The sequence below is a fragment of the Ruegeria sp. CE12 genome (assembly GCF_056537525.1).
Genome location: NZ_JBQFRS010000009.1, coordinates 85,095 through 102,620 on the forward strand (window position 1 = coordinate 85,095; position 17,526 = coordinate 102,620).

Genomic DNA, 17,526 nt, shown 5'->3' on the forward strand with positions numbered 1-17,526 from the left:
AAGCGTAATGCCAAGCTTCAGAGCTCAAAGCTTGTTTCGGGTCATAATAGTTCCAAAACCATCCGAGACCCAGAAACAAGGGCATAAGACCGATAAATGGACCTACACAAATACTGAGCGAGAACCAAACAAGGAACCTAAGCGCGAACAGCTTGCCTTCTGGCACGGGTAAATTTCTGCGAACGGCGAAGCTCGCCGTCCAACAAGCGAAGGACACTCCTATCAACAGGATAGCAATCAGCTGCGCAGCTCCCATCACCCATTCCCCTCCAGATACCGCCGCTTGGCCTCTTCCATCCGGCCCATCTCGCGGACGGCGTTTTCGATGGCGACCTCGTCGCTCTTGTCGGCATAGCGGAACTCGCTGTCGGCGTAGCGGTTGATTTCCTGCATTACCATCTCGACCGTGATCGGCTGGCGCAGGTCCTCGATCATAGCCTTCTTGGTGTCGTAGTCGCGGAACAGGAACAGGTCGGGGTTTTCCATCCACTCGTCGGGCAGTTCGAAATCCATCGCACGGACCTTGACCGCGTCGGTGATGTTCTTGATCGCGCGGCCGGTAAAGCGCTCGTCGGCCTGTTGGATCGCCTTGAGGTAGGTGCCCAGCTTGGCGATGGTGTCCATCTGGCCGATCTCGCCGGACACCCGGTCATAGACCTGCAGCAAGGCGTCCTCATGCGGGCGGGCATGGCTTTCGAAGCTTGCGGCGACCGCCTTTTTGATTTCCTGCGCAGCATAGGCGTCGTGTTCGCCCAGCGGGATGTCGTGGTTGCGGCCCATAAGCAGGTGCAGGATGTCGATGTAATCCTCGCGCGTTTGCGGGCCGTCGACCAGGAACCGCGCGCCCGCCCGTTGGCGCAGGGCGTCGTCCACATTCTCGGGGTAGTTTGAAAACATGCCAAAGGTGCAGTTGCCGCGCACGACGGTGTTGGCGCCCGCAAAGCTCTCCATCAGAACGGCGGTGATTTCCAACTGCCCGGCTGAGGACTGCCGGTCGCCGCGTTTGCCCGCAAGCTGGTCGATATCGTCGATGGTGCCGAAGCCGATGACCGAGGGGTCGATGATCGTGTTGATGAAGGCCTTGGCGTTCTGGCCGGACTTGCCCTGATAGCTGTCGATATTGTCGGTGCTCAGGTTCTGATAGCGAAACGGATAGCCAGCGTTCTGGCAGTAGTCGTTGATCAGACCGGCCATCATCTGGATCAGGGTGGTTTTGCCGGTACCCGGTTTGCCGTCGCCCATGAAGGTGAAAATGAACCCACCGAGTTCCGCAAAGGGATTCAGGCGGCGGTCGAAGTCATAGGCCATGACCATCTTGGCCAGCTTCATGGCCTGATACTTGGCGATATGGTTGCCCACCACCTCGTTCGGTTTTTTGAACGTCATGGTCAAGGTGGTGGATTTGGCCTTGGAGGCTGCTTCAAAGCCTCGGATCGTCAGGTCGTCAGCCTCGATATGCCACGCGGCATTCTGGAACGGGGCCAGATGACCCGCAGACTGGGCGCGCAGGGCCGCCTTTTCCATCAGTTGTTCAGCATAGGCGCTGGTGGCTGCGATCAGATGGACGTCGTCGGGCGCGTGTTTGGCCAGCGTTTGGTCCAGCTCCCACAAAGCGCCATGCAGGGCGAGTTGGCCATTGTCGGACAGAACCTCTTCGATCTCAGCGATATCGGCGGTCGTCTCACCAAGATGCGAGGACATCAGATAGGCCAGTGCGTTGCCGAACGTGTGAGAGGTGATCAGAGCCTCAGCGGTTAGCAATTCCGAGAACTCGGTCTTGCGCGCAGCAGGTAGATCACCTGCAAGATTCGCACGTTTCAGATCGGCCAGTGGGGTTTGCTCCGCATATGCCTCGGCTACGGCCAGAGCAATGGCTATAGCCCGCCGAATAGCCTGCTGCGTCGTGGCCTGCGGCGGCGAGACCAGCGCATCGCCATCATCTGAGGCCTCTATCCGCTCTACCAGATGCACCCCATCCGCCCGCGCGGTACGGCGTGTCACCAACCCCGGCGTGGTGGATCGAAACCGTCTCCCGGTCGAAACGCCCGGAGACCGTTCAACGGCGACCTCAACCGCCTTGGCAATCCGCGGTGCGTGTTCGAACCCGTTCAGCAAGGCGGTCGCTGCGGGATAATGCTTGCGAATGTCGTCTTCGCGCAGTTCCATCTGATCTGACGTCAAACTCATTTCAAAATCGCCTTTGCTGTCTTCAATATCTCAACACCTGTCCGGTCTTGCTGACGACGAACTTGCGTACATCGGCAAAACCCGGCGGGTTGCGTTCGGCCAGCACCTGAAACGGGCGCTGGGGCAGGATGATCGACCTTTGGGTGCGTGTGGCGCCGGTCTCGGCCCCCTGTCCGCCGAACGGGTCTAGCGCGAAGACCTCGCGCTCGACGGTGGAGAACCAACCGGCACGTTTCTCGATGACCTCTTCGCTTTCCAGCTCTTCCGTAGTCCAGGCCAGCGCCCAGTCCTGACCTTGCGGAGACTGCGCGTCCTCTAGAACTTGCCGCAGCGGGCCGGACTGTTCGGTATAAGCCGAGGAATACATCGGCCCCACATGGATGCGCCGCATGTGTTTGGGATGCAGGTCATCAAAGTCCTGATCAAAGCCCTTGGCAATCGTCACCAGTTTCAGCCCGCCCAGTGACTGCGCCATCAGATGCGCCTGCACCTCGGGCCAGCGACGTTGGTCCTTGGGCAGGGCGGTTTTACCGCTGTCCTCAAGCTGCATCAGGTAAATGACCGGCAGGTTGATCTGGCTGTCATAGACCGCCCAGTGGATCAGAAACTTGCGCCGGTCTCCCTCATTGCTGATCCAATGGCATTCGGGGTCGTTGCGAGCCCAGAACAACTGACCTTTTAGCAATTCCTCGTAATAGAGCCTTTGCGACAGCGCGAATTGCAATTTGGTGGGGATTTCCTGTTCGCTGATGATGGTGCGCACCATGTCGGTCTTCAGGTCATCCTCGGTTGGCATGTTCTCCAGATGCACCTGCGCCTGCTGCGCGTCATTGGCCATTGTCAGCAACTCGGCCGCCACCGGAAATCCGCTGTCGCGCTTGTCCATCGCAAGGCTGCCAAAGAACCGCCCCGTATCGCGCCCGACCAGCAGATATTTCATGGACAGAGCGCGGAAAGTGTAGAGCAGCCCCGAGAGGTAGCGCGACACGATCCGCACCTCTTGCTTCGAGATCGCGCCCTCTGCCTCCATCGTCGCAGCCACGCGCAGGAGGTGGACTGTTATCACCTCGAATTTACGGAAATAGCGGCGCGAGGCAAAGGTGTCGGTCAGGCCAACATGGTCTTGAGTTGGGTCAGTCATAGTCCTTTCAGAATGCCCCCAATAGCTTTTCCGATTGCACGATAAGTTCCCTGGCAAAGTGATCTGGTGGCGGGTTCACAGGTTTCGCTTTGGCAATTGAACAAGTCCAAAGTGCAAGCTGCGATCAGGGCAACGAAAACAAGGCCTACAAACCCAAAGACAAGCGATACTCTTCTACCCACCATACAGGTTCTTATCATGCTTCTCGACAATCGAAGCGAACCGGCGGGCAAAGCGTTCATCCGCCTTGGCCTTTTTCTCCAGCACGTCGCGGGCAAAGACCATGTGGTCCTCATGCGCTTCAAGCATGTCGGCCATTTTCTGATTGGTCGCGGTGCCGATGGCGGCCATCGCCGTTTGAGCCTCTTGGTCGGTCTGCACGCCGATCTCGTTGATGCGGTGGGCCACGTCCTGCTGCTGCGCGGTTTTCAGCGATTTGGTCAGGGCGTCGTACAGCACGACGCGCTGTTGCGTGTCTGTTTGCAGCTTGTTGATCAGCACCATCTGCGTCGCCGCCTGGTTTTGCAGTGAATCGACCCAGGTCTTGCCCTTTTCGATGTACCGCTCCAGCGTCTGCGACTTGGCCAGCTTGACCTGCTCTTCCTGAACCTTGGCGTTGTATTGCTTGTTCAGCTCGGCGAGTTCGGTTTCCAGCTGGGTGCGTGCGGCGGCGTCCTGTTCGACGCTGATCTTGTTCTCCAAAGTGATGATCGTCGGATCCATACCCTGAATCTCAGCCCGCAGAGCCTCAAGTTCGGCCACGGTCGCCTCACGGTCGTCCAGCGTGACGGTCAGGTTTTCCTCAACCTTGACGCGTTGCTCCTCCAGAACCGACAACTGCCCTTCCAGCAATTTCACGATCACATCAGATTTGGCAATTAGGTCCTGAAGCTTGTCGTCGATATTGGCCGTGCGCATACGCTCCTGCCGCATCGACTCGGATTTGCCTTTCGAGAAAATGCCGACAAACGTCTCCCAACCCGATTTCGAACGCATCTCGTCAAAATCCTTGGAAAAGGCGCTGGTGACGTCGTCCAAACCCATGATCAGTTCGGCGATATTGGCATTCATCACCTCAGTATGGGCATGCACGTCTTCCAGCGTAGCGTTTTCGATGTCGATATCGGCCTCGGCGGTGCCGATCTTGGAGCGCGCGGCCTCAATCCGGGATGTCAGCCCCTCGATCTGCGACTGGCTTTCGCGCACTTTTTGCTGCGTTTCCTGAATCAACGCGTCAAACTGTTGGTTCGACATCTGTCCTATCCCTTTTTTTTATTTATGTACCCAATAAGATAGGGAATGTTACGTGGATTTACATCCCCTTGGGCATCAAATACGAACAGGACTTTGGCAAACTCCGGAGAAAAAAGATAGGCGGGTTGACACTTTGGCCTCAGATCGCATGAATGCGCGCGGTAGGCAAAACATCGTCACGTTTACCATACGAAAACTGGATTGATCTGACCGCACGGGTGGCCATAGACAATCCAAAGGGCATCTGTTTGAGTGCTAACAATTCCATACTGCCGGAGGCTGACCCATGCTGGACGCGACAACCGATCTGAAATCGATCCTAAAAAAACCCGATCTGCTGGTGACCAAGGCCTATATTGGCGGTCAGTGGGTGGATGGCGATAACGGCACTTTTGCCGTAACCAACCCGGCACGCGGGGATGTCGTGGCCGAAGTCGCTGACCTGAGCCGCGCGCAGGTTGCCGGCGCAATCGCACAGGCCGAAGCGGCGCAAAAAGAATGGGCCAAGTTGACTGGCAAGGAACGCGCCGTGATCCTGCGCCGCTGGTACGACCTGATGATGGAGAACGCCGAAGATCTTGGCAAAATCCTGACGGCAGAGCAGGGCAAGCCTCTGACTGAAGCCGTTGGAGAGATCGGCTATGGTGCCTCGTTCATCGAATTTTTCGGCGAAGAGGCCAAGCGGGTCTACGGCGAGACGATCCCCGGCCATCAACGCGACAAGCGGATCATGGTGTTGAAGCAGCCGATCGGGGTTGCGGCTTCGATCACGCCCTGGAACTTCCCGAATGCGATGATCACCCGAAAGGCAGCCCCGGCACTGGCGGCTGGCTGCGCCTTTGTTGCGCGCCCAGCCAAGGAAACTCCGTTGTCTGCACTGGTCATGGGCGTGCTGGCGGAACAAGCCGGCATCCCGGCGGGCGTGTTCAACGTTCTTCCGTCCTCCAGCGCCAGCGAGATTGGCAAGGAATTCTGCGAGAACCCTGGCGTACGTAAACTGACCTTCACAGGCTCGACCGAAGTCGGTCGCATCCTGCTGAAACAGGCCGCCGATCAGGTCATGAAATGCTCGATGGAGCTGGGCGGCAACGCGCCGTTCATCGTGTTCGACGATGCCGACCTAGACGCCGCCGTCGAAGGCGCGATGATGTGCAAGTTCCGTAATAACGGCCAGACCTGCGTCTGCGCCAACCGCATCTATGTACAGGCGGGCGTTTACGATGAATTTGCAGCCAAGCTGAAAGCCGCTGTTGAAGCGTTGAAAATCGGCGACGGTCTGGCCGAAGGCACAACCACCGGCCCGCTGATCAACGAAGAAGCGGTCGCCAAGGTCGAGGAACACATCAAGGACGTCACCGACAAGGGCGGCGCAGTTCTGACTGGCGGTCTGCCACATGATCTGGGTGGTACTTTCTTCCAGCCCACCATCGTGACCGGTGTAACGCAGGACATGATGGTTGCGCAGGACGAGACCTTTGGCCCGCTTGCCCCACTGTTCAAGTTCGAAGACGAAGATGACGTGATAGCGATGGCCAATGACACCATTTTTGGTCTCGCGTCCTATTTCTACGCCAAGGACCTCAGCCGGGTCTACAAGGTGGCCGAGGCGCTGGAATACGGCATCGTGGGCGTGAACACTGGCATCATCTCAACTGAGCTTGGCCCGTTCGGTGGCGTCAAACAGTCCGGCCTGGGCCGCGAAGGCAGCCATCACGGCATGGAAGACTATCTTGAGATGAAATACGTCTGCCTGTCGGTCTGATCTGAAATGGCCCCGGTGCACAGCACCGGGGCCTTTTGGTTTGTCACAAAACTGCAAACAAACCGTCACATCCCTGCAATGACCCGCGTTCATCCCCCTCTCATCCAAGTGAGAGAGGATACCAACCGATGTCGTTGCGCTTTGTCTGCCTGACATCTGCCCTTGCCCTGACTGCTGGTCAGGCTGCGGCAGAAATGAATTTCAACCGAATTGCGTCTTTCCCTGTCGTCAAAAACATGGCTGAGGGAGCTGATACCGAACGTGAGACCTCGCCCGAGATCATCGCCGCAACCGCGGACGGTATGACGCTGGTCTATACCGACAGCCCGTTGGGTGTCATCGGCATGGTCGACATCACCGACCCTGCGAACCCGTCGCCTTTGGGTGCGATGGAGGTGGGTGGTGAGCCGACGTCGGTTGGGATTGTTGGCACGACGGCTTTTGTGGGCGTGAACACTTCGGAAAGCTATACCGCCCCGTCGGGCAAGCTGATCTCCGTCGATATCGCAGGCAAGGCCGAAACCGGAGCTTGTGATCTGGGCGGTCAGCCTGACAGCGTCGCCATCGCCCCCGACAGCAGCTTTATTGCTGTTGCGATCGAGAACGAGCGCGACGAAGACCTGAACGACGGTGTTATACCGCAACTGCCTGCCGGATCGTTGGCGCTGGTGCCGCTGAAAAATGGCGCGCTGGATTGCGCGGGCATGAAGATGGCGTCGCTGACCGGTCTGGCCGAAGTTGCCCCAACTGACCCCGAGCCGGAATTCGTTGACATCAACAGCCTGGGTGAAACCGTCATCACCCTGCAAGAAAACAACCACATCGCCGTCGTCGACAAGGACGGCAACGTGATCAGCCATTTCTCGGCCGGCGCGGTTGATCTGGAAGGCATCGATGCCACCGACGAACGCGGCGCGCTGATCTTTACCGAAAGCCAAAAGGGCCGTCTGCGTGAGCCGGATGCGGTGAAATGGATCGACAACAACCACTTCGCCACCGCAAATGAAGGTGACTACGAGGGCGGGTCGCGCGGCTGGACGATCTTCCACAAGGACGGCACCGTTGTGTACGAAAACGGCACCGAGTTCGAGAAGGCCATCATCCAGATCGGTCACTACCCCGACAAACGCTCGGACGCCAAAGGCGTTGAGCCGGAAAGCGTAACCGCAGCAACCTTTGGCGGTACGCCGATGATCTTTGTGGGGGCCGAACGCGCCTCGGTCGTGGGTGTGTATGACGCCACCGATCCGACCAACCCGGTGCTGAAACAGCTTCTGCCCTCAGGCGTTGGGCCCGAAGGCTATGTCGCGATCCCCGAGCGCAACCTGCTGGTCTCGGCAAACGAAAAAGACCTGATCGAAGATGGAGGCCCGCGTGCGCATGTCTCGATTTTTGAGTATCAGGACGCCCCCGCCAACTATCCGCATTTGACCTCGGAAGGCGCGGATGAGCTGATCGGATGGGGTGCTCTGTCAGGTCTGGTCGCGGATGAGGACGGCATGATCTATGCGGTCAATGACAGCTTCTACGGCTTCCAGCCGTCGATCTTCAAGATCGACCCCAGCCAGCAGCCGGCCCGCATCGTGGACGTGATCCGCATCCATCGTCAGGACGGCAACCCGGCGCAGAAACTGGACCTTGAGGGCATCACGCTGGACGGCAAGGGCGGCTTCTACGTCGCCTCCGAAGGCCGCACCGACCGCGTTATCCCGCACGCGATCTACCATGTCTCAGCCGATGGCCTGATCAAAGACCGCAAGGGTGAAATCGGCCTGCCGCCGGAATTGACGGCCGTCGAAAAGCGTTTCGGCTTCGAGGGCATCACCAAGGTCGGCGACACCCTGTGGATGGCCGTTCAGCGCGAATGGAAAGACGATCCTGAAAACCACGTGAAACTGGTCGCCTACAATCTGGACACCAAGGAATGGGGTGCCGTGCACTATCCCAAAGCCGACCCGGAAAAAGGCTGGGTCGGTCTGTCGGAGATCGCAGCCTTCGGTGACCATGTCTATGTCATCGAACGCGACAACCAGCACGACCACCGCGCGTTGACCAAAAAGATCTACCGCATCCCGCTGTCTGAAATGACCCCAGCCCCGCCGGGTGGTGAGCTGCCAGTGGTCACCAAGGAAGAGGTCCGCGACCTGCTGCCAGACCTGACCTCGACGGGCGGCTACGTTCTGGACAAGATCGAAGGTTTGGCCATCCTGCCTTCGGGCGAGGCATTCGTTATGACCGACAATGACGGCGTCGACGATGCTTCGGGCGAGACGATGTTCTGGTCCATCGGGTCGGTGACCGCCGGAAACTGATCCACAACACATCTGAAAGGCGTCGAGTGTTCCCGCTTGACGCCTTTTTTACATGCCCATAAACAGGCGCCTTTCGCAAAATTCATCGGGAGGATTCGGGCATGGCACATCATGACCCCGTATTGGGCATTGATTTTGGAACCTCCAACTCGGCAGCGGGTTATCTGGTCGATGAAAAACCGCAACTTGTTGAAATGGAAGCTGGGCAATTCACTCTGCCCACCACATTCTTTTTTGATTTTGAAACCCGGAAAACGCTGATTGGAGAACCTGCAAACGCAGCGCTGCTTGATGGTGCCGAAGGGCGTTTCATGCGTGCGCTCAAACGCGTTTTGGGCACCAGCCTGATGCATGAGAAGCGTCAGATACTGAATGAGCGGGTGACATTCGTCGATATCATTTCGCGCTTTCTGAAGCAGATCAAAACCCGCGCTGAAACCCAGGCCGGCCGCCCAATCGACGCAGTGCTATCAGGACGTCCGGTTGTTTTTCATGGCACCGGCGATCCCCGCGAAGATCAGGCCGAAGCAGATTTGCGGGCGTGTTATCTTGCGGCGGGCTTCAAGCATATCGACTTCATGCCCGAACCCGTTGCGGCAGCCATTTCCAGCGGCGCATTAGATCAACTGGACCAGATCGGACTTATTGCAGATATCGGAGGTGGTACCTCCGACTTTTCCCTGTTTCGCTCACGGCCCGAGGGCATTGAAATTCTCGCCAATCACGGTGTTCGCATCGGTGGCACGGATTTCGACCGGTCAATCAGCGTTGATCTGGTCATGCCCCTGCTGGGCAAAGGAACGCTTCTGCGCAAGGTGATCGGCCCGGGTACAACACCTGCCCCTGCCGCGATCTTCGGGGATCTTGCCACCTGGGAGAAGATTCCATTTCTCTACACGCCGCAGAACCAGCGCATGGCGGATGAGATGGTTCGGCTGGCCGAAGAACCCGGAAAGCTGGCGCGCCTCTCCACCGTCCTCAGGGATGAATTGGGCCACGAGCTTGCATTTGCTGTCGAGCACGGCAAGATCGCGGCCAACAACCACGACTCCAGCCCGTTGATTGTACTGGACCAGATTGAGCGAAATCTGACTGTACCCGTCGCGCCTGAAGCACTGGATCAAATACTCGAAACACATTCGAAGAAGCTGACCGAAGGTGTTTCGGAAACCCTGCGGCTTGCAAGCGTGAACGCTGCACAGGTCGATCGTATCGTCTATGTCGGCGGATCCAGCCTGATGTCGACCGTTGCAGGAACGCTCAAGGCCACTTTTCCAGAGGCACAGCATACATTTTCAGAGGTGTTCACTGCCGTGACGGATGGATTGTCCATCGCGGCCAACCGCTAGCAGCCGAAATGAATTTCGCCCCGCGCCTGGAGGAGCACGGGGCGTTGCGGTAACCTTGGGAGGAAACGATTACCGCAGCTTCTGCGCTTGCCGAATTAGTTGACGGCTTTGGCGTCGACGACGTCCTTTTCAATCGCCTTTTCCGAAGAAATCTCGATCCGGCGCGGCTTTAGTGCTTCGGGCACTTCACGCTTCAGATCGATGTGCAGCATGCCGTTCTCATGGCTGGCGCCGGTGACACGCACATGGTCCGCCAGTGCGAAACGACGCTCGAACGCGCGGGTGGCGATGCCACGGTGCAGATAGCTGCGCTCTTTGTCTTCAGCGGCTTTCTTACCTGAAACGACGAGGGAATTTTCCTTCACCTCGACCGACAGATCGGATTCCGAAAAACCGGCGACCGCAACCGAGATTCGGTAGGTGTCAGCATCGGTTTTTTCGATGTTATATGGGGGATAGCTGGGCTGAGCCACGTCATTGGTCAGAACACGGTCCATCATGTCGGCGATCTGGTCAAAACCGATAGTGGCGCGGTGCAGCGGTGCAAAATCAAAACTACGCATGTTTCGTATCCTCATTCTTGAGCGATTAACGATGTCTTGCCCTCCATTCGGACGGGCGGTGATGAATACCGGACCCCGTTTGTGGCGATCCGGTACAATTCACATGGGTAGCAATCTGACTGAGTTCAAGACCCGCCGGAACTGATGAATTTTGCCCCGGAACTGGACTTGCCCGATCCCACCTGCAATCGGCGAATCGAGGCTTTGGGTTTTGGCGCATCACGTCGCATATCCGCCTTGAGGCCGGAAACGATGTCGGCCAACTCCATACCAAAACCAATCTTGCGACGCCCATCCGAATAGACCGCCGAAACAACCGACAGAATCTGCCAACGAGGTCCATTCTTGGCCAGAATAGCCGAACCCGAGGATCCAAAGGTGATGTCGCAATCGAAAGTGATCAGTCCCTGTCGCCTTTCCAGAATTCGGCAAGACCGTTGGCGGGTGATCGCCTCGGACCGTCCACGCCCATATGAGGCAATGCTGATTTCGTTTCCGGCAACCCGGCCATTGTGCAACGCAAACGGGTCGGCGATTGAATATGGAATCGGTTGTTCCAACCGCATCAACGCCACATCTGCCCGAATGCTCTCGGGCGACAGAGGCGCGTTAGCTGCATAATCCGGATGAGCTGCTATTTGCACGACCTTGCGCTCTGCCAGCGCCTCTCCGTCGCTGAGACCGGCCCGGAAAGTCACCTCACCGGGGACATAGGGCTTACCGGTTTTCTTGTCCAAGGCGCAATGCGCGGCGGTCAACACCAGATCCTGTGCAATCAATGTGCCGGTACAAAAGGATTGCTTGCCGATATCAAGACGGCCAATCGCTTCCCAGCCATAAAGATCATCCCGGTCGGTCAGCCTGCGTTTGTTCCCGGTTTGGGCTAGGGACGCAGTGGCCAGCAATGAAATGCAAAGAAAAAAGCTAAAAACAAAACGGATCATGGTTTGATAAATCTCGCCCCTATATTCTTGCGTGGCTCGCCTGAGCTTGAAGACGCTCCAAAACCTCGTCCTGCGGACAGTTCTGACTTGAGTAACTGCAGCGAATCCTCCAGTGCGGTACCAAGGGACACGCGCTGCCCTTCCATCCGCGCCATCGCTGCAACGACTGACACTATGCGCGGACGCTCACCAGACAGCGAAAAAACCGGAGCGCCGGAGGAGCCAAAGTTCACGTTGCAGGACATCACCAGAACACCCGCCTGCCGTGTCACAACCGAACATACCTCCTGCAGAGACGGCGCTTCGGCCCGGTCTTCAGCATAAGAGACGACACCAACCTCTTCGCCCCGACGGGGCCAGTCCCCCGTTTCAAACGGAATAACCGTGGTGTTCCTGATCGGTTGCCAGAGCTCGATCAACGCAATGTCGTTGCGAACGCGCATGGTCGAGGTTTCCTGATCGTAGTGATACTCCGGGTGAATAACAGCCTGACGCGCGGCCCTGTAAGCCGAAGCACGACCAAAGCGCCAACCTGCCCGAAACTCGATCTGTTCCGGATCGATCCGCTGGCGGGTAGATTTGTCGAACAAACAATGTGCTGCAGTCAGAACCAGCGTTGGCGAAATCAATGCTCCGGTACAAAATCCGATTCCATCAATCTCAAGCCGTCCGACAGCCATCCACGCCCGCCCGGAATCGGTGGTTTCAAGGCTTTTCAGCCCCGTGTCCTGCGCCATCGCTGCCATGGGCAGCATACTCAACGCGAAGGCCCTGATCCAGTTACGCACGCGGTACTCCGGCCATTCATTGCAAGCCATTTTTCATATGCGCTGCGTTGGGCGAAAATAGGGCGAAGGAAACATGGGCTGTTTTGGCAACCAACTGATGCGCGACTGCATCAGCTATGTCAGCGCAGGATTGGCACCTCTGAGGCGCTGTCATTTCCTTGCCGTAAGGCACTTGGCATAGGCCCGCCGGACGCCCAGTCCAGCAATTCAACAGTGTGCAGGATCGGCACATCGGTGCCCGAGCCAATCTGCATCATGCACCCAATGTTGCCTGCCGCTATGACATCCGGGTTTTTGGCCTCCAGCGTCTTTACCTTTCGCTGTTTGAGCTTCGATGAAATCTCTGGCTGCATCAGATTGTAGGTGCCTGCACTGCCACAGCAGAGATGGCTATCCGCGGGCTCTACTACCTTGAAACCCGCACGTTTCAGGAGATCTTTGGGGTGGGACTTGATCTTTTGACCGTGTTGCAGCGAACAGGCCGCGTGATATGCGACGGTCATGTTCTTGTCGCTACCTTGTGGCATTTCCAGCTGCATCAACAACTCACTGACATCCATCGCAATAGCGGAAACCCGTGCCGCGTCTTGGGCGAGGGGATCGTTCCGGAACATATGGCCATAATCCTTGACCGTGGTTCCGCAGCCCGAGGTGTTAATCACAATCGCATCCAGTCCGGCACCATCCATTTTCCGTGCCCAGGCCTTGATATTGGCTGCGGCTGCCGCATGACTGTCGTCGGTTTTACCCATGTGGTGTGTCAGCGCCCCACAACACCCGGCTCCTTCGGCAACCACCACTTCGCACCCCAGTCGAGTCAGCAATCGGATCGTTGAATCATTGATGTCAGTGTTTAGCGCCTTTTGTGCACACCCGGTCATCAGAGCAACGCGTTTGATGCGCTGTCCATCAGCTGCAAAACTCTGCGGATCGTCGTTTCGGCTTACCGGAGGGATGGTCTTTGGCGCCATATCCAGCATTGCCCGCAAGCGCGCATCTGGCATCAGAAACCGGAAGGGGCGCCCCAGTTTGGCTCCGATCAGCGCCCATCGAAACCGCATCGGATAAGGTAGGATCTGCGCCAGAACCCAACGCAGTAAGCGATCCGTAAACGGGCGTTTATAGTTCGCCTCAATGTACTCGCGCGCGTGATCGACCAGATGCATATAGTGCACGCCGGATGGGCATGTCGTCATGCAAGACAGGCAAGACAGACAACGATCGATATGTTTCACCGTCTTTTCATCCGGCACACGCTCGTTTTCCAGCATATCCTTGATCAGATAGATGCGGCCACGTGGGCTGTCCAATTCGTCTCCCAGCACCTGATAGGTGGGACAGGTGGCTGTGCAAAACCCACAATGCACACAACTGCGCAATATCTCGTTGGACCGCTGGATGGCGGGATCTTGCAACTGCTCTTCGGTAAAGGTCGTCTGCATTGCCCTATCCCATCAGCCCCGGATTAAAGAGACCACGCGGATCAAAGCGTTGCCGCAATCCTTTTGACAAAGCCGCAACTCCGGCAGTCTCTGGTTGAAAGCGCCCAAGCCTTTCAATGGTTTCATCATCGGCCCGTACAATCGTTGCATGCCCGTCGAACGCCCCCAGTCGGCTACGCAGATCAGTGCCTTTCGGCATCAGAGCCCAAATCAGCCCGCCACCCCAATCAAACAGTGTTTTCTCTGCCTCAACCCGGGCAGCAATTTCAGGGGCGTCACCGGGCTTGACTGAAATTCGCCAGACGTCTCCATCAGCACCCTGAAAAGACTCAACGTTCCGAAATGCACGCCAGAGATCATCGGACGCATCAACTGGTGCCACTTCACCAATATCGGGTAGCTCCGCCTGCAACTGTCCGACCCTATAGGCGATCGAGTCCGAGAAACCCTCGACTCGCAAGTAGGCGAACCCGGCTTTCGGATCATAGGCTGCGCCGGTCACTTCGTACGGGGATTTCAGGGCGGTTGATAAAGCTCGCACAGCGGTCATGGCATCGGTGACCCGGATCGCAACAGTCGCCATCGCCTCAGGTTTCGGCAAAACCTTCAGTGAAACTTCGGACAATACACCCAGCGTACCCCAAGACCCCGCCATGAGCTTGACCAGATCATAGCCGGTGACGTTTTTCATCACCCGGCCACCATTCTTGATCACCTGTCCCGTTCCGTCGACATACCGGACGCCCAGCAGGAAGTCCCGGCAGGCCCCGGCCTGTATCCTGCGTGGGCCAGAGATATTCGCTGCAACGACACCACCAATAGTCGGCTCACCTGTTACACCCAGCAGCCCGCGATGATCCATCGGTTCAAAGGCTAGCTGCTGACCTTCAGCCGCAAGCGCGTCTTCAATCTCGACCACCGGAGTGCCTGCCTTTGCAACCAGCGTCAGAGCCCCGGGTTCGTAGAGAGTGATGCCGCTCAGGCCTGTGGTGTTGATTGCTGTTTCGGGACCGCAAATACCACGCGTTCCACCCCCGACGATCCGCACCGGTTCGTTCTGCCCGGCCACCAGCTCGGCCAATTCGGCCTCAGTATCAGGTCTCATATCTGTTCATCTTTTCCAAACGCTCTGGGAGGGGCGAGACGGGGCCAAGGCCCCTATTCCGCAGCGATCCGTGTAACGCGGCGCGTCTCAGATGCATCCAGCGGAAACACCTTGGCCGGGTTCAACAACCACTTCGGATCAAACACGTCCTTGACTGCCATTTGAGCCTCAAGGTCCTGCGGTGTGTATTGGTGAGACATCAGGTCCCGCTTTTCGATGCCGACGCCATGCTCACCCGTGAGGCATCCGCCTTCATCAACGCAAAGCTTGAGGATTTCGGCGCCAAAGGCTTCGCATTTTTCCAGATCGCCAGGCTTGTTGGCATCAAACAGGATCAGTGGATGCATATTGCCGTCGCCTGCGTGGAAAACGTTCCCCACTGCAAGGCCATACTCTTCGCTCAACTCACCGATGCGGCGCAGGACTGCTGGCAACGAGGACACCGGAATCGTGCCGTCCAGGCACATGTAGTCATTGATCTGCCCCATCGCACCAAAGGCGGATTTCCGGCCCAACCAGATGCGTGCACTTTCCTCGGCCGATTGGCTTTCCCGCAGCTCGACAGGATTGTGCCGCCTGGCGATCTCGACGATTTTTACCAGTTGGCTGTCAATCTCGGCCTCTGCCCCTTCGACCTCTACAATCAGCAATGCCTCGCAATCCGGATAGCCGGCATGCGCAAAATTCTCGCAGGACTGGATACACAAACGATCCATGAATTCGATTGCCACAGGCAGGATACCCGATTTGATGATGTCAGAGACACATTGCCCTGCCACCTCATTGTCATCGAAACCCATCAGGACAGGTCTGGCCCCTTCGGGTTTGCGCAGAATGCGCAGCGTTGCTTCGGTAACCACGCCCAACTGTCCTTCAGACCCGCAAATCACCCCCAGCAGATCCAACCCACCCGCATCCAGATGTGCGCCGCCGATTTCGACCACACTGCCATCCATCATGACCATGGTGACACCCATCAGGTTGTTGGTCGTCACACCATACTTCAGGCAATGCGCGCCACCTGAGTTCATGGCGATGTTCCCCGCAATCGCGCAGGCAAGCTGCGATGACGGATCAGGGGCATAAAAGAAATCCTCTTCTTCAACCGCCCCGGTCACGCTGAGGTTGGTGCGTCCGGTTTGAACCCGGATGAAGCGATTGTCATAATCCACTTCCAGCACTTCGTTCATACGAGCGACGCCCAGAATCACGCAATCTGCCGTTGGCAAAGCGCCGCCGGCCAAAGAAGTACCCGCACCTCGCGGTACGACTGGCACCCCCTCTTCATGGCAAATGCGCAGCACATCCGAGACTTCCTGCGTGGTCGAAGGCAAAACCGCGATCATTGGCGCGCATTTGTAAGCTGTCAGCGCATCACACTCATAAGCTCGCGTCTCGGCCTCGTCATGGATCACCGCACCAACTGGTAAAACCTGTTGCAGACGCGCGATCACCCCGCTTTTACGCGAGATCACGTCAGGATTTGGCTGCGGCATTTCCATGGCTGACCCTCCATTTGGTAAAATAATATTACCAATTTCTTCATCTGGCAAGTTCTCACATCAGGACGTACTGTCGCGCTCATGACCTGGATCGACCGCGCCCTGTTGTTTTCACCACTCGACTATCTGGCCATCCTGCTGCTTTTGCTGGCATGGCAGGGAATTGGCTGGCGTATCGAGAACCCGTCCGCGCAAAAACCCTCGGTTTCCATGATGATGGACGACTTCCGCAGAGGCTGGATGCAAGAGATGGTCACCCGGCAACCGCGGATGTTTGATGCTCAGGTTGTTGCGGCAATGCGTCAGGGCAGCACGTTCTTTGCATCGACAACAATGATTGCGATTGGTGGTGGCCTCGCACTGCTGGGCAATACCGAGCGCCTCGCCGGTGTTGCACAGGATCTTGCAATTGGCAGTGCCCCGGCAATGGTCTGGGAAATAAAGATCCTGATTGTGGTGCTGTTTCTGTCCAACGCATTTCTCAAATACGTATGGGCGCATCGGCTGTTCGGTTATTGCGCAGTAATTATGGCCGCTGTTCCAAATGACCCCGAAGATCCGCAAGCCTATCCCCGCGCAGCACAAGCAGCCGAAATCTGTGTGACAGCTGCCCGCAGCTTTAATCGCGCCCTGCGTGTCACTTATTTCGCACTGGCCGCCATCGCTTGGATTTTGGGCCCCCTTGCTTTGATACTCACGACACTCATCACGCTTGGTGTGCTTTATCGGCGCGAATTTGCCTCTCATTCCCGCGGCATTCTGATGAGCATGCCTCCGAACACAGAGACGTGATCGCCATTTCGCGCCTGAATCCGTAGGTTGCGGACTATGCGATATCTGATTCTCAGCGCCTTGCTGGCGACTCCCGCCTTTGCCGATCCATCCGTGATCGAAAACGTTTCAGCCAGCCGTAGTGGAGACACCTGGCGTTTCGATGTCACGATCCGCCATCCCGATACGGGGTGGGATCACTATGCCGACGGCTGGCGAGTTCTGGACATGGATGGGAATGAACTGGGTATGCGTGTCCTGCATCATCCGCATGAGAATGAGCAGCCCTTTACGCGTTCGTTGGGTGGGGTCACCATTCCGGACGGCATAACTCAGGTACAGATTCAGGCCCGTTGCAGTGTCGACGGATGGGATACCGAAACAACGCTGGTGCAGCTTAACTGAT

The 17,526-nt window shown here is 57.3% G+C and carries 14 protein-coding genes; 5 read left to right on the top strand and 9 right to left on the bottom strand.

Translation table 11 applies throughout. The features are described from left to right. Window positions 1–255 precede the first annotated feature (255 nt). From ACR0IO_RS18160 to ACR0IO_RS18170, 3 genes are all read right to left on the bottom strand, one after another. Window positions 256–2,187: an AAA family ATPase gene (locus tag ACR0IO_RS18160; RefSeq protein ID WP_480743384.1), complete on the bottom strand. Its 1,932-nt coding sequence runs from the start codon at window positions 2,185–2,187 to the stop codon at window positions 256–258. A 22-nt stretch (window positions 2,188–2,209) separates the two neighbouring features. Continuing rightward, a complete protein-coding gene (locus ACR0IO_RS18165) occupies window positions 2,210–3,328 on the bottom strand; it encodes a hypothetical protein (protein WP_480743386.1) in 1,119 nt (372 codons plus the stop codon). 174 nt (window positions 3,329–3,502) lie between these two features. Continuing rightward, window positions 3,503–4,582 (bottom strand): hypothetical protein, encoded by a 1,080-nt coding sequence (locus ACR0IO_RS18170; RefSeq protein WP_480743388.1) that lies wholly within the window; start codon window positions 4,580–4,582, stop codon window positions 3,503–3,505. Between the two features lie 286 nt (window positions 4,583–4,868). On the opposite strand from ACR0IO_RS18170, the gene ACR0IO_RS18175 reads away from it, so the two are divergent. The 3 genes from ACR0IO_RS18175 (at window position 4,869) to ACR0IO_RS18185 (ending at window position 10,005) form a co-directional block, all read left to right on the top strand. Continuing rightward, a complete protein-coding gene (locus ACR0IO_RS18175; protein WP_480743391.1) occupies window positions 4,869–6,344 on the top strand; it encodes an NAD-dependent succinate-semialdehyde dehydrogenase in 1,476 nt (491 codons plus the stop codon). 128 nt (window positions 6,345–6,472) lie between these two features. Further along, window positions 6,473–8,656, top strand: coding sequence for an esterase-like activity of phytase family protein (locus tag ACR0IO_RS18180; protein WP_480743393.1), 2,184 nt, complete (start codon window positions 6,473–6,475; stop codon window positions 8,654–8,656). A gap of 101 nt (window positions 8,657–8,757) precedes the next feature. Beyond that, the gene (locus tag ACR0IO_RS18185) at window positions 8,758–10,005 is read left to right on the top strand and encodes an Hsp70 family protein (protein WP_480743395.1); all 1,248 of its coding nucleotides are present in this window, start codon (window positions 8,758–8,760) and stop codon (window positions 10,003–10,005) included. A gap of 95 nt (window positions 10,006–10,100) precedes the next feature. Here ACR0IO_RS18185 and ACR0IO_RS18190 read toward each other — a convergent pair whose 3' ends face one another. The 6 genes from ACR0IO_RS18190 to ACR0IO_RS18215 form a co-directional block, all read right to left on the bottom strand. Continuing rightward, window positions 10,101–10,568, bottom strand: a complete 468-nt coding sequence (locus ACR0IO_RS18190) for an Hsp20 family protein (protein WP_170336612.1) — start codon at window positions 10,566–10,568, stop codon at window positions 10,101–10,103. A gap of 125 nt (window positions 10,569–10,693) precedes the next feature. Further along, window positions 10,694–11,512, bottom strand: coding sequence for a trypsin-like serine peptidase (locus ACR0IO_RS18195; RefSeq protein ID WP_480743398.1), 819 nt, complete (start codon window positions 11,510–11,512; stop codon window positions 10,694–10,696). After that, a complete protein-coding gene (locus ACR0IO_RS18200; protein ID WP_209016212.1) occupies window positions 11,509–12,300 on the bottom strand; it encodes a trypsin-like serine peptidase in 792 nt (263 codons plus the stop codon). Before ACR0IO_RS18200 ends, ACR0IO_RS18195 begins: the two co-directional genes overlap by 4 nt. A gap of 119 nt (window positions 12,301–12,419) precedes the next feature. Then, on the bottom strand, window positions 12,420–13,742 hold the full coding sequence (gene glcF / locus ACR0IO_RS18205; RefSeq protein WP_480743400.1) for a glycolate oxidase subunit GlcF: 1,323 nt from the start codon (window positions 13,740–13,742) through the stop codon (window positions 12,420–12,422). Between the two features lie 4 nt (window positions 13,743–13,746). Next, window positions 13,747–14,847, bottom strand: a complete 1,101-nt coding sequence (locus tag ACR0IO_RS18210) for an FAD-binding protein (protein ID WP_480743402.1) — start codon at window positions 14,845–14,847, stop codon at window positions 13,747–13,749. 53 nt (window positions 14,848–14,900) lie between these two features. Beyond that, window positions 14,901–16,349 (bottom strand): FAD-linked oxidase C-terminal domain-containing protein, encoded by a 1,449-nt coding sequence (locus ACR0IO_RS18215; protein WP_480743404.1) that lies wholly within the window; start codon window positions 16,347–16,349, stop codon window positions 14,901–14,903. A gap of 81 nt (window positions 16,350–16,430) precedes the next feature. Between ACR0IO_RS18215 and ACR0IO_RS18220 the strand changes: the two genes are divergently transcribed. Further along, the gene (locus tag ACR0IO_RS18220) at window positions 16,431–17,141 is read left to right on the top strand and encodes a DUF599 domain-containing protein (protein ID WP_155146756.1); all 711 of its coding nucleotides are present in this window, start codon (window positions 16,431–16,433) and stop codon (window positions 17,139–17,141) included. 36 nt (window positions 17,142–17,177) lie between these two features. Beyond that, the gene (locus ACR0IO_RS18225) at window positions 17,178–17,525 is read left to right on the top strand and encodes a hypothetical protein (protein WP_170336600.1); all 348 of its coding nucleotides are present in this window, start codon (window positions 17,178–17,180) and stop codon (window positions 17,523–17,525) included. Window position 17,526: the final 1 nt, after the last annotated feature.